The 24,256-nt window shown below is 69.3% G+C and carries 17 protein-coding genes; 8 read left to right on the top strand and 9 right to left on the bottom strand.

Features of this window, described 5'->3' with window-relative positions:
• Window positions 1-10 precede the first annotated feature (10 nt).
• Entirely contained in the window at window positions 11-1,480 is a 1,470-nt protein-coding gene (locus B7K21_RS00740; protein WP_084073027.1) for a helix-turn-helix transcriptional regulator, read from the bottom strand.
• Window positions 1,481-1,617: 137 nt separating this feature from the next.
• Between B7K21_RS00740 and aceA the strand changes: the two genes are divergently transcribed.
• Both aceA and aceB read left to right on the top strand, forming a co-directional pair.
• Window positions 1,618-2,928, top strand: coding sequence for an isocitrate lyase (gene aceA / locus B7K21_RS00745; RefSeq protein ID WP_084073028.1), 1,311 nt, complete (start codon window positions 1,618-1,620; stop codon window positions 2,926-2,928).
• A 9-nt stretch (window positions 2,929-2,937) separates the two neighbouring features.
• Complete coding sequence (gene aceB / locus B7K21_RS00750; RefSeq protein ID WP_084073029.1) at window positions 2,938-4,551, top strand: malate synthase A; 1,614 nt, start codon at window positions 2,938-2,940, stop codon at window positions 4,549-4,551.
• 33 nt (window positions 4,552-4,584) lie between these two features.
• Here aceB and B7K21_RS00755 read toward each other — a convergent pair whose 3' ends face one another.
• From B7K21_RS00755 to ppdK, 3 genes are all read right to left on the bottom strand, one after another.
• Window positions 4,585-6,387 carry a DEAD/DEAH box helicase gene (locus tag B7K21_RS00755; protein ID WP_084073030.1) on the bottom strand — a complete coding sequence of 601 codons (1,803 nt, stop codon included), beginning with the start codon at window positions 6,385-6,387 and terminating at the stop codon, window positions 4,585-4,587.
• 60 nt (window positions 6,388-6,447) lie between these two features.
• A complete protein-coding gene (locus B7K21_RS00760; protein WP_144016003.1) occupies window positions 6,448-7,071 on the bottom strand; it encodes a Pr6Pr family membrane protein in 624 nt (207 codons plus the stop codon).
• Window positions 7,072-7,262: 191 nt separating this feature from the next.
• Entirely contained in the window at window positions 7,263-9,983 is a 2,721-nt protein-coding gene (ppdK, locus tag B7K21_RS00765; RefSeq protein WP_084073032.1) for a pyruvate, phosphate dikinase, read from the bottom strand.
• Window positions 9,984-10,123: 140 nt separating this feature from the next.
• Between ppdK and B7K21_RS00770 the strand changes: the two genes are divergently transcribed.
• From B7K21_RS00770 to nrdG, 3 genes are all read left to right on the top strand, one after another.
• Window positions 10,124-11,188 (top strand): hypothetical protein, encoded by a 1,065-nt coding sequence (locus B7K21_RS00770; protein WP_084073033.1) that lies wholly within the window; start codon window positions 10,124-10,126, stop codon window positions 11,186-11,188.
• Window positions 11,189-11,458: 270 nt separating this feature from the next.
• Entirely contained in the window at window positions 11,459-13,717 is a 2,259-nt protein-coding gene (gene nrdD / locus B7K21_RS00775) for an anaerobic ribonucleoside-triphosphate reductase (protein WP_084073034.1), read from the top strand.
• Between the two features lie 8 nt (window positions 13,718-13,725).
• Window positions 13,726-14,316 (top strand): anaerobic ribonucleoside-triphosphate reductase activating protein, encoded by a 591-nt coding sequence (gene nrdG, locus B7K21_RS00780; RefSeq protein ID WP_084073035.1) that lies wholly within the window; start codon window positions 13,726-13,728, stop codon window positions 14,314-14,316.
• Window positions 14,317-14,327: 11 nt separating this feature from the next.
• Here the strand turns inward: nrdG and B7K21_RS00785 are convergent, their stop codons facing one another.
• From B7K21_RS00785 to B7K21_RS00805, 5 genes are read right to left on the bottom strand one after another with little or no spacing between them, the layout of a single operon-like run.
• Window positions 14,328-16,070 carry an AMP-binding protein gene (locus tag B7K21_RS00785; protein WP_084073036.1) on the bottom strand — a complete coding sequence of 581 codons (1,743 nt, stop codon included), beginning with the start codon at window positions 16,068-16,070 and terminating at the stop codon, window positions 14,328-14,330.
• The gene (locus B7K21_RS00790) at window positions 16,067-16,615 is read right to left on the bottom strand and encodes a thioesterase family protein (RefSeq protein WP_084073037.1); all 549 of its coding nucleotides are present in this window, start codon (window positions 16,613-16,615) and stop codon (window positions 16,067-16,069) included. Before B7K21_RS00790 ends, B7K21_RS00785 begins: the two co-directional genes overlap by 4 nt.
• A complete protein-coding gene (locus B7K21_RS00795; protein ID WP_084073038.1) occupies window positions 16,612-17,484 on the bottom strand; it encodes a MaoC/PaaZ C-terminal domain-containing protein in 873 nt (290 codons plus the stop codon). Before B7K21_RS00795 ends, B7K21_RS00790 begins: the two co-directional genes overlap by 4 nt.
• On the bottom strand, window positions 17,484-18,830 hold the full coding sequence (locus B7K21_RS00800; RefSeq protein ID WP_084073039.1) for a 3-oxoacyl-ACP reductase: 1,347 nt from the start codon (window positions 18,828-18,830) through the stop codon (window positions 17,484-17,486). Before B7K21_RS00800 ends, B7K21_RS00795 begins: the two co-directional genes overlap by 1 nt.
• Window positions 18,830-20,098: an acetyl-CoA C-acetyltransferase gene (locus B7K21_RS00805; RefSeq protein ID WP_084073040.1), complete on the bottom strand. Its 1,269-nt coding sequence runs from the start codon at window positions 20,096-20,098 to the stop codon at window positions 18,830-18,832. The genes B7K21_RS00800 and B7K21_RS00805 overlap by 1 nt, the downstream gene beginning before the upstream one ends.
• Before the next feature lie 76 nt (window positions 20,099-20,174).
• On the opposite strand from B7K21_RS00805, the gene B7K21_RS00810 reads away from it, so the two are divergent.
• The 3 genes from B7K21_RS00810 (at window position 20,175) to B7K21_RS00820 (ending at window position 24,175) form a co-directional block, all read left to right on the top strand.
• Window positions 20,175-20,807: a TetR/AcrR family transcriptional regulator gene (locus B7K21_RS00810; protein WP_159448366.1), complete on the top strand. Its 633-nt coding sequence runs from the start codon at window positions 20,175-20,177 to the stop codon at window positions 20,805-20,807.
• A gap of 41 nt (window positions 20,808-20,848) precedes the next feature.
• On the top strand, window positions 20,849-22,798 hold the full coding sequence (locus B7K21_RS00815; RefSeq protein WP_084073042.1) for an acyl-CoA dehydrogenase: 1,950 nt from the start codon (window positions 20,849-20,851) through the stop codon (window positions 22,796-22,798).
• Window positions 22,799-22,921: 123 nt separating this feature from the next.
• Entirely contained in the window at window positions 22,922-24,175 is a 1,254-nt protein-coding gene (locus B7K21_RS00820) for an MFS transporter (RefSeq protein WP_084073043.1), read from the top strand.
• The last annotated feature ends 81 nt before the right edge of the window (window positions 24,176-24,256 follow it).

The following is a 24,256-nucleotide window of genomic DNA, read 5'->3' on the forward strand; positions in this document are numbered from 1 at the left end:
TGGTCGGTGACTAAGCGTCGCCGGGGGAGTGCGCCTCAAGGAACTCGTAGACGGCGACCCGGTCGATGCCCGTCGCAGAGCCTGACGGCGTGGCGGCGAGCAGCGACGAGTTGATCCGAGCGGAGGGCCGCGCGGATTCGTCCCACCGACCGGCCAGGCCCTCTCGAGGTTCCTTGCAGCATCCCAGGTCTGGGCACGTCGACGCCTGGCGCGTCGTGGTGTCTCGCCCCCGGAACCACTTGGAATGCTGATACTGCGTGCCCACGGACACCGAGTAGTCGCCCGAGGGGTCGCTCTGCACCGAGGAGGTGCACCAGTAGGTGCCGTTGGGCTTGTCCGTGTACTGGTGGTAGATCCCGTAACGGTCGTCACGCTCGAAGACCTGGCGCGCGCTCCAGCGGCGGCACACGCGCTGCCCCTCGACGTGACCCAGCGCGTCCTGCGGGAACTTGACCGCGTCGTTCTCGTAGGCCTTGGTCAGCACGCCGGACGCGCTGACTTTGAGAAAGTGCACGGGCAGGTCCAGATGCTCCGTGGCGAGGTTGGTGAAGCGATGCGCCGCCTGCTCGTAGCTCACGGCGAACGCGTCCCGGAGGTCCTCGACCGACAGCTCACGGTTGCCCTTGGCGGCGCTGAGGAGCTCAACCGCTGACCGCTCCGGCATCATCAGTGCGCCCGCGAGATAGTTGACCTCGACCCGCTGGCGCAGCAAGTCGGCGTAGTCGGTGGGCTCGCGGTGGTCGAGCGCGTGCGCGGCGAGCGCCTGCAGCAGCGGGACCCGGCGGTCGGCGCCGTCCTGACGGATCGGTAGGTAGATGCGTCCGTGCCGCGCATCGGTCACGGATCGGGTCGTGACGGGCAGATCGTGCACGTAGTGCAGGCTCAGTCCCAGGTGGTGCGCGAGCTCCGTCGCCGCCGAGTGCGATAGCGGACCGCCCCGGTGGTCGATAGCCCCGAGCAGCCCGGAGGCGACCGTCTCGAGCTCCGGATAGTGGTTTCCTCGCTCGCGTTGGGTGGCCCGCAGCGCTGTGTTGGCCCGGCGGGCCTCCTCCGGCGTCGACGCGCGGCGCTCGTGCAGGCTCACCAGGGCGTCGTGCAACGTGAGGATCGTCTCGATCGCCTCATCCGGCATGCCCTTGCGGGGAGTGAGCTCGGGCAGTGCGAGCGTCTGCGCGAGCGGGCCACTCAGCGCCTGCGCGAGCGCGATCTCGAGCGCGTCCCGACGCGAGGGCGGCGCAGGGTCAAGAAGGTCGTCGAGCGTGGTTCCGAGCGCCTGCGCGAGCGAGCGCAGTTCGACGATCTTGAGCTCGCGCCGGCCGTTCTCGATCACCGACACCTGGGAGGCCGCGCGCCCGATGCGCTCGCCGAGCTCGGCGACGGTGAGGCCTTGGGCGCGGCGCAGGCTGCGCACCCGGCGCCCGATGGACAGGGCGGTGGGTCCGGTCTCTTCGTCGAGGCCCGACGTCGTCGTCGCGGTCATCTCGCCATGGTGACACGTCACCGTTCTGAGCGCCAGAAATCTCGCCGAAGTTCTGCCATCCACTCCCGCGTCGGGCCTGTGAATTCTGCCTAGCGTGGCATCACGGCAACGACGCCGCACCACGTGAGGAGCACGCGATGTACGACATGATCCGCCCCGGAGATCAGACTCAGTCCGCCGCCGATCTGGCGGCCGAGTGGGAGTGGAACCCGCGCTGGAGCGGCGTCCGCCGCGACTACACGGCCGAGGACGTCGTGGCGTTGCGCGGACCCGTGCGAGAGGAGCCGACGCTCGCGCGACGCGGCGCCGAGCGCCTGTGGGACATGATCCAGGACAACGACGAGCCCGGCCACGACTGGATCGCGGCACTCGGCGCGCTCACGGGCAACCAGGCCGTGCAGCAGGTGCGGGCCGGGCTCAAAGCTATCTACCTGAGCGGCTGGCAGGTCGCCGCAGACGCGAACCTCTCGGGGCAGACGTACCCCGACCAGAGTCTGTACCCGGCGAACTCCGTCCCGGCTGTCGTGAAGCGCATCAACAACGCGCTCCTGCGCGCCGCGCAGATCGAGCACGCCGCGGCCGGCGCGACCACGCGGGACTGGATGGCACCGATCGTGGCCGACGCGGAGGCCGGCTTCGGAGGGCCGCTCAATGCCTACGAACTCATGCAGGGCATGATCGCCGCCGGCGCGGCGGGCGTGCACTGGGAGGACCAGCTCGCCTCCGAGAAGAAGTGCGGGCACATGGGCGGAAAGGTGCTGATCCCGACGCAGCAGCACGTGCGCACCCTCAACGCAGCCCGGCTCGCGGCAGACGTCGCCGGCGCGCCCACCGTGCTCATCGCACGCACCGACGCGCTCGCCGCCACGCTGCTGACGTCCGACATCGACGAGCGTGACCGCCCCTTCCTCACCGGAGAGCGCACCGCCGAGGGCTTCTACGAGGTGCGGCCCGGCATCGAGCCCGTCATCGCCCGCGGGCTCGCCTACGCCGAGTACGCAGACCTGCTGTGGGTCGAGTCCTCCACACCCGACCTGGAGCTGGCCCGGGCCTTCGCCGAGGCGATCCACGCCGAGCACCCCGACCAGAAGCTCGCCTACAACTGCTCGCCGAGCTTCAACTGGCGCTCCCACCTCGACGACGACCAGATCGCGCGCTTCCAGCGCGAGCTCGCGGCCATGGGATACGCGTTCCAGTTCATCACGCTCGCGGGCTTCCACTCGCTCAACCACGGCATGTTCGAGCTCGCGCAGGACTACGCCGCGAACCACATGAGCGCCTACGTGCGACTCCAGGAGGCCGAGTTCGCGGCCGAGTCCCGCGGGTACACCGCCACCAAGCACCAGGCCGAGGTCGGCACCGGGTACTTCGACCGCGTCGCCACCGCGCTCAACCCCACCGCGTCGACTCTCGCGCTCATCGGGTCGACCGAATCCGAGCAGTTCTGAGGAGACGCCATGACCACCATCGAGATCCACGGCCACGACGGCCCCCGCTACGACGAGATCCTGACCGACGCGGCGCTGGAGTTCCTCGCGAGGCTGCACCACCGCTTCGGGTGCCGGCGGGCACTCGTGCTTCAGGAGCGCAAGATCCGCGCCGACGCGATCGCGAACGGCAGAGACCTGGGGTTCCTGCCCGAGACGTCCGCGGTGAGGAACGACCCGTCCTGGCGCGTCGCGGGACCTGGCCCAGGCCTGGAGGACCGTCGCGTCGAGATCACCGGCCCGACCGACCGCAAGATGACCATCAACGCGATGAACTCCGGCGCCCGCGTGTGGCTTGCCGATCATGAGGACGCGAACACGCCCACCTGGTCCAACATGGTCGAGGGCCAGCTGAACCTGCGGGACGCGATCCGGGGCACGATCACCTACACGAGCCCCGAGGGCAAGGAGTACGCGCTCGGTGACACCACGCCGACGATCGTGTTCCGTCCTCGCGGGTGGCATCTGGTCGAGCACCGCATGATTCACGTCGACGCGGACGGGCATCGCCACCCGACCAGCGGCTCACTCGTGGACTTCGGCCTCTACCTGTTCCACAACGCGGAAGCCCTCATCGCCGCGGGCCGCGGGCCGTACTTCTACCTTCCCAAGATGGAGAGCCATCTCGAGGCGCGGCTGTGGGACGACGTGTTCACGTTCGCCGAGTCCGAGCTGGGGGTGGCCCACGGCACGATCCGCGCGACCATGCTGGTCGAGACCCTCCCCGCGGCCTTCGAGATGGAGGAGATGCTCTACGAGCTGCGCGACCACTGCGCGGGGCTCAACGCCGGCCGATGGGACTACATCTTCTCCGCCATCAAGATCTACCGGGAGCGCGGAGAACGGTACGTCCTGCCCGATCGCGCAGCGATCACCATGACGGTGCCCTTCATGCGTGCGTACACCGAGCTGCTCGTGTCCACCTGCCACCGCAGGGGCGCGCAGGCGATCGGCGGCATGAGCGCTTTCATCCCTACGAGGCACGATTCGGCGGCGAACGCCCGCGCGCTCGACCAGGTCCGCCAGGACAAGCGCCGCGAGGCCTCGGACGGGTTCGACGGCTCGTGGGTCGCGCATCCAGGGCTCATCGCGACGGCGATGGCCGAGTTCGACGCGGTCCTGGGCGACCGCCCGGACCAGCGCGACCGACTCCGCGACGACGTCCAGGTGACCGCGGACCAGTTGCTCGACCTCACCGTGCCCGACGCGCGGGTTACCGATGCGGGCGTGCGTCACAACGTCTCGGCTGGCCTTCGCTATCTCGAATCATGGCTGCGCGGCACGGGCGCCGCGGCCGTCGACGGCCTCATGGAGGATGTCGCCACCGCCGAGATCAGCCGATCGCAGCTGTGGCAATGGATTCACGCGGGCGTGACCACCGCCGAGGGCACACGCGTGACGGCGCAGAGCGTCGGCCGCGAGATCGACGCCGTGCTCGCCGCAGCGCCTCGCCAGCCGGGAGGCCGATACGACGAGGCGGCCGCGCTGCTGCGCGAGGTCGCGCTCGGAGAGGACTTCCCGAACTTCCTCACCGTGCCGGCGTGCGCGCGCCATCTGCAGGAGTCGGCTCCCGCGATGGTCTAGCGGCGACGTCGGGGCGTCGGGGCGAGCTCGGGCTCAGTCCCGGCGCCCCTTCGTGCGCGGCCCGCCCTTGCGATCCGCACCGGGCCTGTCGTCGAAACGTCCGCGACCCCCGCCGCGGGGGCGGTCGCCATACGAGCCGCGACCTCCATCGCGGCGCGGGCCACCCTTGGTGGCCTTGCCACGGTCGAGCTTGAGCTCGATCAGCTGGCCCGAGATGCGCGTGCGCGACAGCTTGCCTAGCACGTCCTTGGAGAGGTCCGTGGGCAGCTCGACGAGGGAGAACGTCGAGTTCACGTTGATCGCGCCGAAGTCCCCGCGGTCGAGCCCGCCCTCGTTGGCGATCGCGCCGACGATCTGGCGCGGCTCCACCTTGTGGCGACGTCCCACCTCGATGCGATACGTGGTGAATCGGCCCGCGTCGCCGCCTCGTCGGGGTCCCTTGCCCTCGCCGCGCTTGTCAGGACCGAAGGCCTGCCGCGGCAGCTCGTCCTGCTCGTCGAGAAGCAGGGGAGTGTCGCCTTGGGCGACGACCGCGAGCGCGGCCGCCACATCGGCCTCGGGCACGTCGTGGTGCTCCACGTAGTGGTTGATGATGTCGCGGAAACGGTCGATGCGCTCGTGCTGCTCGAGTGCCGCCGTGATCGAGTCGTCGAAGCGGGTGAGGCGCGTCGCGTTGACGTCGCCGACGGAGGGCAGCTGCATGAGCGTGAGCGGCTGACGCGTGGCCTTCTCGATTGCGCCGAGCAGCCGGCGTTCACGTGGCGTGACGAAGCTGATCGCATCGCCCGTGCGTCCGGCACGCCCGGTGCGGCCCACGCGGTGCACATACGACTCGGTGTCCACTGGCAGGTCGTAGTTCACCACGTGCGAGATGCGGTCCACGTCGAGTCCGCGTGCGGCCACGTCGGTCGCGACCAGCACGTCGAGCTTGCCCGACTTCAACTGAGCGATGGTGCGCTCGCGCTGGACCTGCGCGACATCCCCGTTGATCGCCGCAGCGGCGATGCCGCGCGCGCGCAGGCGCTCCGCGACGGTCTCCGTCTCGTTCTTGGTGCGCGTGAACACGATCATCGCCTCGAAGTTCTCCACCTCGAGGATGCGCGTGAGGGCCTCGAGCTTCTGGGAGTACGACGAGATCAGGTAGCGCTGCGTGATGTTCGCAGACGTCGTGGTGCGCTCCTTGACCGTCACCTCGACGGGATCGGTCAGGTACTTTGCCGAGAGGCGGCGGATCTGCGCGGGCATCGTCGCGGAGAACAGCGCGACCTGCTTCTCGTCGGGGGTGGACGCGAGGATCGTCTCGACATCCTCGGCGAAGCCCATCTTGAGCATCTCGTCGGCCTCGTCGAGCACCAGGTACTTCAGCTCGGACAGGTCGAGCGTGCCCTTGTCGAGGTGGTCCATGATGCGACCTGGCGTGCCGACGACGATGTGCACGCCGCGGCGCAGGGCCGAGAGCTGCACGCCATAGCCCTGACCGCCGTAGATCGGAAGCACATGCACGCCCTTGGTGTGCGAGGCATACCGCGAGAAGGCTTCGCACACCTGGAGCGCGAGTTCTCGCGTCGGTGCGAGCACGAGTGCCTGGGGCGCCTTCTGAGAGCGATCGAGCCGCGACAGGATCGGAAGCGCGAAGGCTGCCGTCTTGCCGGTGCCCGTCTGTGCCAGGCCCACCACGTCGCTGCCGGAGAGCAGGATCGGGATGGTGCGGGCCTGGATCGCAGAGGGCGTCTCGTAGCCGAGATCGGACAGGGCCTTCAGCTCGGGACCGTCCAGTCCGAGGTCGGCGAACGTCGTGGTGCTGGCGGCCTGGTCTGGGCTGTCATGTGCGGGCATGGGTCAACGGTATGCCCTGCGCGGCGGTCGCGTCTGACGGCGTGCCGGGGCGGTTGCGGCTCAGTGACCTGTGTGACGCGCGAAAGCGCCCGCACCCGACACGCGATGCAGCACCGCGGCGGTACCGAGCACGGCGCACGCCAGCGCGGCGACAGTGAGGACGACGGGCAGTGCACCCCTCGACAGGTCGAGGAACGGATAGGGCATCCAACCGTCGAAGGCGGCCCTGGCCGCGAGGTACCCCAGCCAGGCGAGTGGCAGCGACAGGACCGTCCAGACTGACCGCCGAGGCAGCTGTCTGCGCGGGCGCACGAGCAGCCAGTCGACGAGCAGCAGGAGTGCGGCTCCTCCGTGGATCACCGCATTCGCCCACGGCAGCTTGACGTAGGCATACGGGGCGAGGAGCGACCAGTACACGGCCGCCACGATCACCAGGTAGGTCGTCGCGTTCACGCGCAGCAGCGAGACCCAGCGTGGCTCGCCGCCGCCGCGGGCCGAGAAGGTGCCCGCGGCAGTCAGCGCGGCGATCCCGACGAGATTGGCGAGCGGAGTGAAGTACGCGGGCAGCTGATCCCAGGTGAACGTTCCGAAGGTCAGATCCGCCCACGCCTGGAAGCCGAGTGCGACCGCGATCGCCGCTGCCCCGATCCATCGCGCCATTGCGATGATCACTTGACGTGTCATGGCCTGCACATTACCAAAGCGTGATGCAAACGTGATCTCAGCGCGCCGGAAGTGTGTCAGCTGCCGAAAAGTCACTAGTGAAAGTCAAGAGCAGGACAAAACGGACAGAGGCCCCGGGCGCGCTGGTGTACGCGCGCCCGGGGCCTCCCGTTCGCGTCGCGCGCTGTCGGCGCGACGCGAGGAGTGGGCGGTCAGCGGGTGTCGCCGCCGCCCGTCGTCACCGCAGCCCTGCCCGCCTCGAGGCGCGCGATCGGGATGCGGAACGGGGAGCAGGAGACGTAATCGAGTCCCACCTCGTGGAAGAAGTGGATCGACTCGGGGTCGCCACCGTGCTCGCCGCACACGCCGAGCCGCAGGTCCGGACGAGACTCGCGACCCTCCTTCGCGGCGATCCGGACCAGGCGGCCCACGCCCTGCGTGTCGATCGACTCGAACGGCGACACCGAGAACACGCCATGCTCCGTGTACTCGGTGAAGAACGCGCCCTCGACGTCGTCGCGCGAGAAGCCCCACGTCGTCTGGGTGAGGTCGTTCGTGCCGAAGGAGAAGAACTCGGCGACGTCTGCCATCCGGTCGGCCGTGAGCGCCGCCCGTGGCAGCTCGACCATCGCGCCCACCGGGATCTCGAACTCGACGCCCTCCTCGGCGGCGACCTCAGCGAGAATGCGGTCCGCCTCGTCCTTCACCAGGTGCAGCTCCATGATCGAGGCGGCTAGCGGAATCATGATCTCCGCATGCGGGTCCCCGCCGGCCTTGATGCGCGCGGCCTGCGCCTGCGCGATCGCCCGCATCTGGAGAGCGAACAGCCCAGGGATCACGATTCCCAAGCGCACGCCGCGCAGACCCAGCATCGGGTTGGCCTCGCGGTGTCGATCGACGGCGGCAAGGAGCTCGACGTCTCGCTCGACCTCAGGACCGGACTCGCCGCGCTCCTTCGCGAGCGCGACCTTGACTGAGAGCTCGGTGAAGTCGGGCAGGAACTCGTGCAGAGGCGGGTCGATGAGGCGAATCGTCACCGGAAGGCCGTCCATCTGCTCGAGCAGCCCGACGAAATCCTCGCGCTGCAACGGGAGCAGGGCGTCGAGAGCAGCCTGCTGCGCGTCGTCGTCCTTGGCGAGGATCAGCCGCTCGATCAGCACACGCCGATCGCCAAGGAACATGTGCTCGGTCCGGCACAGGCCGATCCCCTCGCCCCCGAGCGAACGCGCACGATGCGCGTCGTCCGGAGTGTCTGCGTTCGCGTAGACACCGAGGGTGCGCGCCGCGTCGGCATGGCTGAGGATCGCGTCCACGGCCTCCACGAGCTCTCGCGTCTCCAGGTCATCGCCGATGGTCTCGAGAGTCGCCTCAAGGCCGTCCTCGAGGTAGTGGACGACGGGAGAGGAGACTACGGGCACATCGCCCAGAAAGATGTCTCCCGAGGTGCCATCGATCGCGATGACATCTCCCTCGGACACGACCGTGCCGTTCACCGTGAGCCGGCGCGCATGCACGTCCACCTGGAGAGCCTCCGCGCCGACGACGCATGTGGTGCCCATGCCGCGCGCCACGACCGCCGCGTGCGACGTCTTGCCGCCTCGGGACGTGAGCACGCCGACCGACGCGATCATGCCGCCCAGGTCGTCCGGGTTCGTCTCACGACGCACCAGGATCACCTTCTTGCCCTGCGCCGCCCACTCCTGCGCCGTCGCCGACGAGAAGACGGCCGCGCCGACCGCAGCGCCGGGCGAGGCAGCCATACCCTTGGCGAGCAGCGTCGTCTCCGCCCCTGCATCGAACTGCGGGAACATCAGCTTGCTGAGCTGCTCACCCGTCACACGCTCAAGCGCCTCGTCGAGAGTGATGATGTGCTCGTCCACAAGCTGCTTGGCGATCCGGAACGCCGCGGCAGCGGTGCGTTTGCCTACGCGTGTCTGCAACATCCAGAGCTTCCCGCGCTCCACGGTGAACTCGATGTCGCACAGGTCGCGGTAGTGGGTCTCAAGCCGACGCATCACCTGCTTGAGCTCCCCATACGCCTCGGGGTCGAGCTTCTCGAAGTCCTCGAGCGACAGCGTGTTGCGGATGCCCGCCACCACATCCTCGCCCTGCGCGTTCGGGAGGTAGTCGCCGTAGTCGCCGGTCATGCCGGTTGCGGGGTCGCGCGTGAAGCACACGCCCGTGCCGGAGTCGTCACCGAGGTTGCCGAAGACCATGGCGACGATGTTGACCGCGGTGCCCAGGTCGTCGGAGATCCGCTCGCGGCGCCGGTAGAGGCGTGCGCGCTCGGTGTTCCACGAGTTGAAGACCGCCTCGATGGCGAGGTCGAGCTGCTCCCTGGGGTGCTGGGGAAACTCGCGGCCCGACTCGCGGCGGACGATGTCCTTGAACTCGTCCACCAGTGCGTGCAGCGCCTCGGCCGGCAGGTCCGTGTCGGCGACGGCGCCGTGGGCCTGCTTGGCTGCGTCGAGCGCGTCGGAGAAGAGCTCGCCGTCGATGTCCAGGACCGTCTTGCCGAACATCTGGATCAGGCGGCGGTAGGAATCCCATGCGAACCGCTCGTCGCCCGCGAAGCGCGCGAGGCCGTGGACGGATGCGTCGTTGAGCCCCACGTTGAGGACCGTCTCCATCATGCCCGGCATCGAGAACTTGGCTCCCGAGCGCACCGAGACCAGCAGGGGGTCCTGCGGGTCGCCGAGCATGCGTCCCAGCGCGTCCTCGAGCCCTCGCAGCGCCATGGTGACCTGGACGCGCAGCTCGGGCGGGAGCGTGCCCGTGGTCATGTACGTGCGACAGGTCTCTGTCGTGATGGTGAATCCCGGTGGCACCGGCAGCCCGAGGTTTGTCATCTCGGCGAGGTTCGCGCCCTTGCCGCCGAGGAGGTCCTTGAGGTCCCTGTTGCCTTCGCTGAAGTCGAAGACGTACTTCGCCATAGCGCACCCCTTCGTGCGTCCTGCCGGCCCCGTTGCCGGCCCCTCCAGTCTCGCCATCCGCGCCGATTCCTGCCGGGACCAAGGGCCCATGGGGTCCGCAGGTCCCGGGCCGGGCCGCATCGGCGGCATTAACGTCGCCGATGATGCATGCCTTCTATGACCCGTTGCGCACGTACGAGGAGAACCTCGTCGCGGGCCCCTTCGGCCTGCCCGATGCGGTGGTGGACCCGCCCGCAGGGTCTCCCGCGGCACACGCATGGGGCGTTCCCGTGCACTCCGCGTTCGGCATTCCGGCAGGTCCTCTCGTGAACGCGGCGTACTGCGCCGCCGCCTTCCGGCACGGCTTCGATGTCGCGGTGTACAAGACCGTGCGCACGGGGCCGCACCCGTGCCATCCGTTCCCGAACACTCTCGCCGTGCACGTCAAGGGCGACCTCGACCCCTCGACCGCGCGGCGTCCGGTGCTGGCCGACGAGCGTTTGGCGGGCGCCACGAGCATCTCCAACTCCTTCGGTGTGCCCTCTCGCGATCCCGACGTATGGCAGCCGGACATGGCGGCTGCGGTCGCGGCGGCAGGTGAGGGTCAGCTCCTCGTCGGTTCCTTTCAGGGCACGCGGCACGGGGGCGACGCCCAGGCGCTGGTGGCGGATCATGCGACTGCCGCCCGACTCGTCGCAGAGACCGGAGCACGGGCCATGGAACTCAACCTCAGCTGCCCGAATGAGGGCACAGGGGATCTCCTGTGCTTCGACACCCCAGGCGTGGTGCGAGTGGTGGAGGCCGTCAAGGGCGAGATCGGCGATGTGCCGCTGGTGCTCAAACTCGCCTACTTCGCGTCCGACGATGCTCTCGCGTCCCTGGTCGGGGCCACGCGGGACCTGGTGCACGGCTACGCCGCCATCAACACGCTGCCGGCGCGTCTGGTGGACGAGCGCGGTCGCCAGGCGCTTCCAGGCGAGGGCCGCGACACTGCGGGCGTGTGCGGGCGCGCGATTCGCTGGGCCGGGCTGGACATGGTCGCGCGACTGTCACGCCTCAGGGAAGCGGGGGACTGGTTCGAGGTCGTCGGCGTCGGAGGGGTCCTGACGTTGGCCGATGTCGTGGCCTATCGCGGCGTCGGCGCGGACGTCGTGATGAGTGCGACCGGCGCGATGCTCGACCCGCGACTCGGGACCGCGGTCCGCGAATCCGGCGCGACCGCCTGAGCGGGGAGCTCGACTGAGTCGCCGACACGCGGGCGCCGTGCCGCGACACGCCGAGCAGTACACATCCGATGCGGCGGATGTGCAGGCCGCGCCGTGCGAGAAATCGAGGCTTGGGGACCCCGCGCAGCCCGATGCGGGACCAAGGGCCCAGGCCTGTGGAACTACGAGATCTAGCGTTGAATCTCGCAGGAGACACTAGATGTAGTGGTCGCAGCCCCGAATCGGCGCAGGAGCCGGGTCATCGGGCACGACCGCGGCGGGGAGCGGGACATGACCATTCTTGACCACGACGCACGCCGGGTCGCGGCGACGAGCCGACCTGCAGGTCTGGCAGTGGAGGTCGTCAAGCGCGACGGACGCACGCTGCGATTCGACGACACTCGCATCCGCAACGCCGTCGCCAAGGCCTACGGCGAGGTCCACGGGCCTCTTTCCGAGATGGACGAGCGCACGCTGTCTGAGCTCGTGCACCGCATCCACGAGGAGATCGCATCCCGCTACGCGCAGACGGTGAAGATCTACGAGATCCAGAGCGTCGTCGAGCACGTGCTGCTCGAGGCGCGGCAGTACGACGTCGCACGCGCGTACATCGACTACCGCGTGCAGCGCGACTTCGCGCGCGCGCAGGCGACGGACCTCAACCACTCGATCACCAAGCTCCTCGACAAGGACAAGGCGGTCGTCAATGAGAACGCGAACAAGGATGCTGAGGTGTTCAACACCCAGCGCGACCTGACGGCGGGCATGGTCGGCAAGTCCATCGGCCTTCGGCTGCTTCCCGCGCACGTCGCGAATGCGCACCAGAAGGGCGACATCCACTACCACGACCTCGATTACCACCCCTACGCGCCGATGACGAACTGCTGCCTCATCGACTTCAAGACGATGCTCGCGAAGGGCTTCCGCATCGGCAACGCGCAGGTCGAGCCCCCGCGCTCCATCCAGACCGCGACGGCGCAGATCGCGCAGATCATCGCCAACGTCTCGTCCTCGCAGTACGGCGGCGCGACCGTCAACCGTATCGACGAGCTTCTCGCTCCGTACGCGCAGGCCAATCACGCCAAGCATCTGGACGAGGCGCGCGAGTGGATCTCCGATCCCGCGCAGCACGAGGAGTACGCCAGCGCCCGCACCCGCAAGGACATCTACGACGCGATGCAGTCGCTCGAGTACGAGATCAACACCCTGTTCACGTCCAACGGTCAGACGCCGTTCACCTCGGTGGGGTTCGGGCTCGGCACGTCCTGGTACGAGCGCGAGATCCAGAAGGCCATCCTCGAGATCCGCATGCGCGGGCTCGGCAAGGAGGGCCGCACCGCAATCTTCCCCAAGCTCCTCTTCACGCTCAAGCGAGGTCTGAACCTCGCCGAAGGCGACCCGAACTACGACATCAAGCAGATGGCGGTCGAGTGCGCCACCAAGCGCATGTACCCGGACGTGCTCAGCTATGACAAGGTCGTCGAGCTCACAGGCTCCTTCAAGGCGCCGATGGGGTGCCGGTCGTTCCTCCAGGGATGGACGGACGCCGATGGAGAGGATGTCGTCGAGGGCAGGATGAACCTGGGCGTCGTCACGCTCAATCTGCCAAGGATCGCGCTCGAGTCCGACGGCGATCTCGGGACCTTCTGGGCCCTACTGGAGGAGCGCCTCGCGACGATGCGGGACGCCCTGATGTACCGCGTCGCGCGTTGCAAGGAGGCCGTGCCGGGCAATGCGCCGATCCTGTACGTGCACGGCGCTTTCGGCAAGCGGCTCGGACCCGACGACGACGTCGACACCCTCTTCCGTGACGGGCGCGCCACGGTGTCCCTGGGCTACATCGGGCTCTACGAGGTCGCCACCGCGTTCTACGGCCCCGCGTGGGAGTCCGACCCCGAGGCGAAGGCACTGACGGTGTCCATCCTCGAGTCTCTGCGCGACCACGCGAAGTCGTGGGCCGCCGAGTCCGGCTATTGGGTCAGCGTGTACTCGACCCCATCCGAGAGCCTTACCGACCGCTTCTGCCGGCTCGACAAGGAGCGCTTCGGCTCGGTGCCCGACATCACAGACAAGGACTACTACACCAACAGCTTCCACTACGACGTGCGCAAGAACCCCACGCCGTTCGAGAAGCTCGACTTCGAGGCGGAGTACGCGCAGTACACGTCAGGTGGCTTCATCCACTACTGCGAGTACCCGGTCCTGCGTCAGAACCCCAAGGCTCTCGAAGCGGTGTGGGACTACGCGTACGACCGGGTCGGGTATCTCGGCACCAACACGCCGATCGACCGTTGCTACGAGTGCGGATACGCGGGCGACTTCGACCCGACCGCCGCGGGGTTCGCATGTCCGCAGTGCGGCAATGAGGACCCGCGCACGTGCGACGTCGTCAAGCGCACGTGCGGCTACCTCGGCAACCCTCAGCAGCGGCCCATGGTCCACGGCCGCCACGTCGAGATCTCTTCGCGCGTGAAGCACATGGACGGCGACGTCCGAGTTCCCCTCAGCGCGCTGATCGAGGACGGTCAGGCGCCGTCCTCCCGCCCCTGAGGGCTGTCGTGGCACTCGACCCTGACCCACGGCTATGGGTAGCGGACAAGGTCAGTCACGGCTACGTCGCTGACTACAAGCCGTTCTCCTTCGTGGACGGCGAGGGCGTCCGGTGCAGCCTCTATGTCAGCGGATGCCTGTTCAAGTGCGAGGGGTGCTTCAACGAGGATGCCTGGAGCTTCCGATGCGGGCGCCCCTACGACGATGCGTTGCACGAGCGCATCCTGGGTGATCTTGCGCATCCGGCAGTTCAGGGACTGTCGCTGCTCGGCGGCGAGCCCTTCCTCAACACCCAGGTGGCCCTCAGGATCGTGACGGCGATGCGCGAGCGCTTCGGACGAAGCAAGGACGTCTGGTGCTGGACCGGCTACACGTTCGAGGAGATCATCGCCGACTCCGAGGACAAGCAGGTGCTGCTGGCCGAGGTGGACACACTCGTCGACGGTCGATTCGAGCTCGCCCAGCGAGACCTCACCCTGGCTCATCGCGGCAGCCGCAACCAGCGCATTCTCGATGCGCGCGCGTCCGTCGAGAAGGGGCGCGCCGTGCCGCGCGATCTCGCCGTCGACGGCGGAGCGGGCGACATCGACGCGGCCTGAGCCGGGCGGTGTCAGCCTTCTGAAGCGCCCCGCGCGGCCTCGCGCTCCCGGAGGGCACGGCGCAGCACCTTGCCGACGTTCGTCTTGGGCAGCTCGTCGATGAACTCGATCGCGCGCGGCCGCTTGTAGCCGGTGAGACGCTCCTTGAGGAACGCCTTGAGGGCCTCCTCCGTCAGAGAGTCGTCGCGGCGCACCACGAACAGCTTGGGCACCTCGCCGGCGCGCTCGTCGGGGATCGGGATGGCGCCCGCTTCGACCACGAGCGGGTGCATCATCGCCGCGTCCTCGATCTCACCCGGGTAGACGTTGAAGCCCGAGGCGACGATGATCTCCTTCTTGCGGTCCACGATGGTGAAGAAGCCGTCCTCGTCCATGACGGCGATGTCGCCCGTCAGCAGCCATCCGTCGTCGGTGAGGACGCGAGCCGTCTCCTCGTCGTTGTTCCAGTAGCCGCGCATCACCTGCGGGCCGCGCACCGCGAGCTCGCCTGCGGTGCCCTGAGGCACGACGTTGCGTTCGTCGTCGACGATGCGCACGTCGGTGGAGGGAAGTGGCACGCCGATCGTGCCGACGCGGGGCGCCATGTGCGTGGGGTTGACGCTCACCACAGGGGAGGCCTCCGTGAGCCCGTAGCCCTCGATGATGTCCGTGCCGGTGACGGCCTTCCAGCGGTCCGCGACGGCGGAGCGCACGGCCATGCCGCCCGCCACGGTGAGGCTCATGCGTTCGAAGTCGAGCTCCTTGAAGTGCTCGTTGTCCATGAGGGCGCCCGCGAGCGTGCTCACGAGCACGATCGCATCGGGCTTGACCTGCGAGAGCGTCTTGACGAAACCGGGGATGTCGCGAGGGTTCGTGATCAGTTCGTTCTTCGCGCCGAAGCGGAAGAACCCGATGCAGTTCACCGTGAGTGCGAAGACGTGATAGAGCGGGAGCGCGGCAATGATCGTCGACTGACGCTCCTCGCCGAGCGTCTGCCGCACCTGCGCCATGAACTGATCCTGGTTGGCGAGCAGATTGCGGTGCGTGAGGACCGCGGCCTTCGCACCCCCGGTGGTGCCGCCGGTGTACTGCAGGAACGCGACGTCGTCGGGCATCACGACGGGGTCGTCGAAGCGCTCGGCACGTCCCTTGGCAAGCGCCGTCGTGAACGCGATCGCGTTCGGCAGGTGATAGGCGGGCACCGTCTTCTTGATCTTCGCTGCCACGAAGTTGACGATCTGACGCTTGGGGGAGGGCAGCAGGTCGCCGACCTGCGTGACGATGACGTGCTCGATCGAGGTCGAAGGCAGCACGTCCTCCACCTTGTCAGCGAAGTTCGCGAGCACCACGATCGCGCGTGGCTTGGCGTCCTTGAACACCCCTGTCATCTCGCGCGTGGTGTAGAGCGGGTTGGCGTTCACGACGATGAGGCCCGCGCGCAGCGCGCCGTAGAGGGCGACCGGGTACTGAAGCAGGTTCGGCATCTGGATGACGATGCGGTCGCCCTTGCGCAGGCCCAGGTCGTGCTGAAGGAAGGCGGCGAATCGCGTCGCCAGCTGATCGACGTCGTGGAACGAGAGCGTGCCGCCGAGGTTGGAGAACGCTGGCGCATCGCCGAAGCGGGATGCCGTGTCGGACACCATCTGTCCAAGCGACGTGTCCTCGAGCGGCGCGATGCGGCGCGGCACGGCAGGTCCGTAGAAGTTGAACCAGGGGCGGTCCTCGCCAGCGACCGGGTCGAGCCCAGCGTCGGCGTCGTGCGGCGTGGTAGTCATCGTCCATCCTCCTTGATGGGGAGATCCGCGTCGTAGGGAAGGCGGGTGAGGGAGGTCCACTCCCGCACCCAATCCGGGACCTGAAGAGTACCCGGAATCTCGCCGAGCAGAGTCTCGAGCTCGTCGATCCGGACGGAGCCGCCGCGGCGCTTGAGGAACCGTGCGCGCACGATCGCGTGGGCCACGAGCGCATCTCCGCAGGTGAATCGCTGGTCCATGTAGAACCAGTCGTCGTCGACGCCGAGCACGCGCGTGGAGAGCTCGAACGACTGCCCCAGGGTGAGGGAGCGGCGATACGTGAGGGTCTGCCCGGCCACGACCGCGTACCAGCCGAGCGCGCGGGCCCGGCGGGCCATTCCCGAGCGGCGCATGAGGTCGGCGCGTCCCAGGTCCATGAGCGTGGCGAAGCGCCCGTTGTTCATGTGGCCCAGGACGTCGAGGTCGGTGGGGACCACGCGAAATGGCGTCACGGCGGTGTCCCACGGAGACAGGTCCGCGCGTCGTCGCCACAGCGTGTGCATTAGCAGGCGGAACCAGAGGTTCACGGTTCGACCCTCATCAGCAGGTGCGGCCTGGCGCCGTCCTTTGTCGTGACCGCGCAGTCCCAGCCGCCGTCGTGGGCGGCGGTCCTGTAGCCGACGGTGCCGGGCAGCAGAACCGGGCGCGCGAACCCAACTGTCGCGGTGTACGCGTCGGGGAGCCGGCTCTCGAGCTGCGCGAGCGCGTGTGCGTGCGTCCACATTCCATGGATCAGCGGGCGCGGGAAGCCGAAGGCGCGCGCCATGACCCGGCTGGTGTGGATGGGGTTCGGGTCGCCTGACACGGCCTTGTAGCGCTTTCCCAGATCGCCCTTCAGGCGCCACAGCCCTTGCGGCGTGCCAGGCTCGAAGTGATCGCGTGGCAGGTCGACCGGATCGCCCGCGACATGCGAGCCCTGAGCGAGGTACGTGCTCACGCCGGTCCAGACCGTCTCGTCATGCACGCTGATCGCGCCGACAAGGTCGACGAGTGCGCCCTTGACGTGCGGGCGCGGCGCTTCCGCGTGCACCTCGATCCTGAGGGCTTCGCCGACGCCCACCGGCCGGTGCAGGGTCATCGTGTTGCGCACGTGCACCGCGCCGACCAGACGCACCGTGCTGTCCTGCGCGCCGAGCAGGCGCACATGCAGGGGGAACGCCAGCACGTGAAGCCACGTCGGCGGTACGGAGTCGCGCAGCGTGAAGCCGCACACGCGGTCGTACGCGGCAAGCCGCGCGGGGTCCTGGACCACGTGCTCCAGGACGAGGGAGTGCGAGGGCACGCGCGCCGGCGCTCGTCCTGCGGGCATCATCGCTCGCACGAACGCGGTGCGCAGGCCCGATGCGTCGGTCACCCGCACCTCCCGGCGCGCGGTCGCCTCGGTGTCGGCTCCCATCAGGCGCCCACCAGGTTCTGGCCGCACACGCGGATCACCTGGCCCGTGACGCCCTGCGACGCCGGATCGAGCAAGTATCCGATCGTCTCCGCGACGTCGACGGGGCTGCCGCCCTGGCTCAGGCTGTTGGAGCGCCGGAACACCTCGCGCTGCACGAAGGGGATCTTGGCAGTCATGTCGGTCTCGATGAACCCCGGAGCCACCGCGTTCGCAGTGATGGCTCGCGAAGCGAGATCGGGCGCCATCGCCTCCACGAGGCCCGCGACTCCCGCCTTGGAGGCGGCGTAGTTCGTCTGGCCCTTGTTGCCGGCCAGGCCCGAGGTCGAGGCGATGCCGACGATGCGTCCGCCTTCGGCGACCCCGCCGTCCACCGCGGGATCGAGAAGCACCTCGTTCATGCGCATCTGGGCCGCGAGGTTCACCTGGAGCACGGATGCCCAGCGGCTCTGATCCGTGTTCGCGAGCATCTTGTCGCGCGTGATGCCTGCGTTATGCACCACTCCGTGGATCCGAGCCCCGCGCGAGGCGACCAGGCCCGCGATCCTGGCCCCGGCGTCGGGCGCGGTGATGTCGAGCTGCAGCGCGGTGCCGCCCACCTCGTTGGCCACCGCCGCCAGCGACTCGCCAGCGGCGGGCACGTCGACGGCCACGATCTCGGCCCCGTCACGGGCAAGGGTGCGCGCGATGGCCGCGCCGATGCCGCGGGCCGCGCCCGTGACGACGACGATCCGGCCGTCGAGCGGCCGCTCCGAGATGCCCGCGACCGAAGGGGCGTGGCCCACCGCCCAGGTCTGTCCGTCGACGAAGGCCGAGCGTCCCTGGAGCAGGAACTCCAGAGTCGACGCGACGTCAGCAGGGGTCGCGCCCTCCTCGACGCGCACAAGGTTGGACGTGGCGCCTCGTCGCAGCTCCTTGGCTACGGTCCGGTCGATCCCGTCGAGCGCGCGCGCGACGGCGCGCTGCTCCCAGTCGCCTCCGGCGGGGCGCGCGAGGATCACCACTCGACCGGATCCCTCGAGCCCCCGCACAGCGGGCCTCAGCACGGCGCGCACGTGCTCGAGCTGATCGATGCGCGTCACCTCGGTGGCGTCAATGACTACGGCGCCGATGCGGTCGCCGTAGCCGGGCGTGACGTCCTCGCCGCCGTCGAGCACCGGCGCCTCGTACGGGCGCCCGAGCACGTCGAGCGTGCGGGCCCCCAAGGTGGCCTCGCCGATCTGCGCGAGCACCAGGGCGCCACCAGGGTAGGTGCGGCCGCGGCGCAGCACTGGCGGCTCCGCGAGTCCGGCGCGTGCCGCGACCTTGCGTCCGACGGGGGAGTGGAATGCCTTCTCGAGCACGCTCATCACACCGCCTCCAGGATTGCGACGAGGCCCTGGCCGCCGGCCGCGCACACGGAGATGAGGCCCTTGCTGCCTGGACCCTTCTCGTGCAAGAGCTTCGCGAGTGTCGGGACAAGCCTCGCGCCTGTCGCGGCGAACGGATGGCCGACGGCGAGGGACGAGCCGGTGACGTTCAGCCGGTCGCGGTCGAGCTCGCCGATCGCCCCATCGAGTCCGAGCGACCGGCAGTACTCCTCGTCGGCCCACGCCTTGAGCGTGCTTACGACGGTGGAGGCGAAGGCCTCGTGGATCTCCACGAGCGCGAAGTCGCTCACTTCAAGACCCTGCCGTGCGAGCAGGCGGCCCGTGGCGGCGACGGGGCCGAGCAGCAGGTCGTCGCCGCCGGGGTGATCGACTGCGGCGATCTCGGCATCGACGATTCTCGCGAGCATCGGGAGTCCACGCTCCTTTGCCCACGTCTCGCTCGCGAGCAGCACGGCGGCCGCGCCGTCGGACAGCGCGGTCGAGTTGCCCGCGGTCATCGTGCCCTCGGGGCCCCCGAAGACGGGACGGAGCGCGGAGAGCTTCTCGACGGTCGTGTCTGGGCGCAGGATCGCGTCCTTGGCGAGGCCCAGGTAGGGCGTGACCAGGTCGTCGAAGAAGCCTTCCTGCCACGCAGCAGCGAGCTTGCGGTGCGACTCAGCGGCGATCTCGTCCTGTTCCTCCCGGGTGACCGACCAGCGCGCGCCGGTGAGCGCCTGGTGCTCGCCCATGGACAGGCCCGTGCGCGGCTCCGCGACGCTCGGAGCCTGCGGCGCGAGGTGCGACGGCCGGATGCGAGCGAGCGCCTTGAGGCGGGCGGCGGGCGTCTTGGCGGCCTGGGCCGCCAGCAGAATCCGGCGCAGTCCGTCGCTCACGGCGATCGGAGCATCGGACGTCGAATCGACTCCGGCGGCAATTCCTGCGTCGAGCTGCCCCAGGGCGATCTTGTTCGCGATGTACATGGTCGTCTCGAGGCCAGTGGCACAGGCCTGCTGCAGGTCGCACGCCGGCGTGAGGGGGGACAGGGCCGAGCTGAGCACGGCCTCGCGCGTGAGGTTGAAGTCTTTCGAGTGCTTGAGGACCGCGCCGCCCGCGACCTCGCCGAGTCGCACTCCAGCGAGTCCGTGGCGCGCGACGAGTCCGTCGAGCGCCGCAGTGAGCAGGTCATGGTTCGAGGCCTCGCGCAGAGGTCCTCCGGCCTTGGCGAATGGCGTGCGGTTTCCTCCGACGACCACGACGTTGTGGTTCATAGTGCCTCCGATGCAGATGGGGAACTCTCCGATACCGACGGTAGCAGATACCCGGAGTACTTGTTATATTGAAGGCATGGCAGACGTCAAGGTCGACGGCAGGGACACGCGCTGGGAGGCGCATCGCGCGCAGCGGCGCCGCGAGCTGGTGAGCCACGCCCTGCGTGCCATCCGGGTGCACGGTGGGGGCGTGAGCATGGAGGAGATCGCAGCCCGCGCCGGCACCTCCAAGACAGTCGTCTACCGGCACTTCGGCGACCGCTCCGGCCTCTACGCCGCCGTGGTCGACTCCGTGCACGACTACATCCACGCCGGGGTCACCGAGGCACTCTCGTCCACTGAGGACCGGGACCTCGAGCAGCTCGTGCACGATCTCGCCGACGCCTACCTTCGCCTCGTGGAGCGCGATCCCGAGATCTACAGATTCGTGCTGCATCGGCCCCCGAGCACGGGCGAGCAGACGATCGATCCTGCAGGCTCCCTCACTGCGCTGATCGGCGACCACGTCGCCGATGCGATCGCCGGCAGGCTCCGCCACCGTGGCCTCGAGACCGACCAGGCCGCCACGTGGGGCCACGGGCTCGTCGGCTTCGTCCGCGCGTCGGCAGACCGATGGATGGCCGCTGAACCCCGCCCACCGCGCGACATCGTCGTCGCTCAGATCTCCGCGCTCTTCGCACCCGCTTTCGCAGGCGCGCTCAGAGAGTGACACGCGCCCTCCGAGGCGCACCCACCACCGAAGGAGCAACAATGACGTTGACCGACACCTTGCAGACCGACGGACCCGCCGAGCAGATCACGACGCTCGGGTCGAGGCTGCGCGCCGCCCTCGACGGGCCGTACGCCGCGGAGCGGGCCGCGGCACGGGCGGCGTTCCCCGCCGAGAATCTGCTGCGCGACCCGGAGCTCTCGGTCGGGGAGTCCCGCGAGTGGGTGCTCGATCGCCTGCGCGAGCTCCAGGACTCCGGCTTCGGCTCTGCGGGCGTGCCCGACGGCAAGGACTCGGTCTCGGACCCGCTCACGGCCGTCGTGACCTTCGAGACTCTCGCTCACGGCGACCTCTCAGTGACGATCAAGTCGGGCGTCCAGTTCGGCCTGTTCGGCGGTGCGGTGATGAACCTGGGCACCGCGTGGCACCACGAGACCTTCCTGCCCGACATCACCGCGCTGCGGCTGCTCGGCGCATTCGCGATGACAGAGCTGGGCCACGGTTCCGACGTCGCGAGCCTCGAGACCACCATCACCTACATCCCGGAGACGGACGAGTTCGAGGTCGACTCACCTACGCCAGGCGCGACCAAGGCGTACCTCGGCAACGCCGCCACGCACGGCACCATGGCGGCGGTGTTCGGTCAGCTCATCGTCGACGGCGAGCGCCACGGGGTGCACACGATCCTGGTGCCGATCCGTACCGACGACGGCGCGGATGCCACGGGGGTCATCACGGGCGACCACGGGCATAAGGGCGGCCTGCTCGGCGTGGACAACGGCACGCTGCGATTCGACCACGTGCGAGTGCCGCGCCGCATGCTCCTCGACCGCTACGGCGGCGTCACCGAGGACGGCGTGTACGTCTCCGAGATCGAGAACCCCAACCGTCGGTTCTTCACGATGCTCGGCACCCTCGTGCGAGGGCGCGTGTGCATCGCAGCCGGCTCCGGCATCGCCGCGCGCCGTGCGCTCTCGATCGCCGTACGCCACGGACTGCGCCGACGCCAGTTCCCGGCCCCCGGGCGTCAGGACGGCGTGCTGCTTCTCGACTACGCCACGCACCAGCGCCGTCTGCTCCCGCGCGTCGCCCGCGCGTACGCGCTCGGGTTCGCCCAGAACGAGCTCACCGGTCGCCTGGTGCACATCCAGGGCGGGGGAGAGCACACCGAGGACGACCAGCGCGAGCTGGAACTGCGTGCCGCCGGCCTCAAGGCGATGACCTCATGGTTCGCGAACGACGCCGTGCAGGAGGCGCGCGAAGCATGCGGCGGCGCGGGCTACATGAGCGAGAACCGCATCGTCGGCATCCGGGAGGACGTCGACATCTTCGCGACCTTCGAGGGCGACAACACGGTGCTCATGCAGCTCGTGGCCAAGGGGATGCTGTCGGGCTACGCGGAGGCGTGGAAGGCGCTCGATCGTGCGGGCGTCGTGCAGGCGACCACGCGCGCGGTAGGCGAGGCGTTCATCGAGCGCACCGGCGCCACCGTGCTGTTCGAGCGCCTCGCCGAGACCGCGCGTCGCCGTCCCGAGGAGACGGCACTGGTGGACCGCGGCTGGCACGCGCTCATGTTCGAGGAGCGTGAGCGCCACACGCTCGAGGCGCTCGCGAGGCGCGCTCGCCAGGCAGGACGCGAGGACGGTGACAGGTTCGAGGCGATCAACCGGCTCGGAGGTCACATGCAGTTCGCCGCGCGCGCGCATGTGGAGAGGCAGGTGCTCGCGGCGTTCGTCGAGGCGCTCGACGCCATCGAGGATCCGGAGACGCGGGATGTGATGGAACGCGTGTGCTCGCTCTACGCGCTCGGGTCCATCCACGGCGACCGGGCCTGGTTCATGGAGCACCACCGCATGTCCGCAGGGCGCGCCAAGGCTCTCGGGGAGCAGATCGACGCACTGTGCAGGGAGCTGCGCCCTCACGCGCTCCCCCTCGTCGAGGGGCTCGGCGTCCCTGCCGAGTGGCTGCGCGCCGCGATCCTCGAGGGCTGATTCGCGCACCGGGATCCGATCCGGGAATCGCACGGCCGGCCGCTATCGTTGACACCCGTGCGCCATAGGCGCGCCTGCTCGACGGCGAGCGGTCCTCTCACCCCACTCGGATCGGATCCCGCCATGCCCGCGCTCAGCCCCACCCGCGTCCGTCTCTCGCTCCTCGCGCTCGCGCTCGGCGGCTTCGGCATCGGCACCACGGAGTTCGTGGCGATGGGCCTGCTTCCCGACATCGCGCGCGACCTGCTTCCCGAGCTGTATGCACAGGACCCAGACGCCGCACTCGCGCGCGCAGGCATGGTGATCTCCGCGTACGCCGCAGGAGTCGTCGTCGGGGCGCCCACGATCGCCGCGATGGCGTCGCGCTTTCCGCGCCGGACCCTGCTCGCTGTCCTCGCCGCCCTGTTCACGGTAGGCACGCTCGCGTCGGCCGCCGCGCCCACGTTCGAGCTGGTGGTCGTCGCCCGATTCGCCGCAGCGCTGCCGCACGGCGCGTACTTCGGCATCGCGGCGCTGGTCGCCGCTGACCTGATGGGGCCCGGCCGACGCGGCAGGGCGGTGGCCTTCGTGCTCACGGGCCTCACGATCGCCAACGTCATCGGAGTGCCCACGGTCACGTTCCTGGGTCAACAGGCGGGGTGGCGCGTCGCGTACGTCGCGGTCGCGCTCATCTTCGCCGCGACGACGGCGGCCATCCGCGTCCTCGTGCCCTGGCAGGCGGGCGACCCGCACGCCACCGTGCGCCGCGAGCTCAGCGCATTCTCCCGTCCCGCCGTGTGGTTCGCGCTCCTCACGGGCGCGATCGGCTTCGGCGGCTTCTTCGCGGTCTACAGCTACGTCTCTCCGCTCGCCACCGAGGTCACAGGGACGTCCGAGGGCTTCGTCCCGCTCGCGCTGGTCACGCTCGGCCTCGGCATGACGGCCGGCAACGCCGTCGGCGGACGGCTCGCGGACCGCGACCCGATGCGCGCGATTCTCACGATGTTCGGTGCCTTCGCGGCCGCGCTGATCGCCCTCGCGATCGCCTCCGGCACCGTCCCTGGCCTGCTGGCCGGCCTGTTCCTGGTCGGCGCGTCGGCCGCAGCGCTCTCGCCGGCGATCCAAACGCGTCTCATGGACGTCGCGAGCGAGAGCCAGACGATGGCGGCTGCCGTGAACCACTCGGCCCTCAACCTCGGCAACAGCCTCGGAGCCGCCCTCGGCGGCGCCGTGATCGCTGCGGGTTGGGGCTACCTCGCGCCCACCTGGCTGGGCCTCGCCCTGTGCGTGCCTGGCGTCGCCTTCGCCCTTGCGGGCTGGGCCGTGACGCGTCGCGAGCAGCCCGCCGCGGACGGAGTGGACGAGGCGACGCCCGTCCCGGTTCACGCCCCGCGCTGATCCGCGCGTCGCGTTGCACGGCCGCGGCAGCACCACCACAATGGCGCCACCGGCGGGCCGACGACGTCCCGCCCCGAGCCC

Origin of the sequence: Demequina sp. NBRC 110052 (genome assembly GCF_002090075.1) — a bacterium.
Classification (GTDB): domain Bacteria; phylum Actinomycetota; class Actinomycetes; order Actinomycetales; family Demequinaceae; genus Demequina.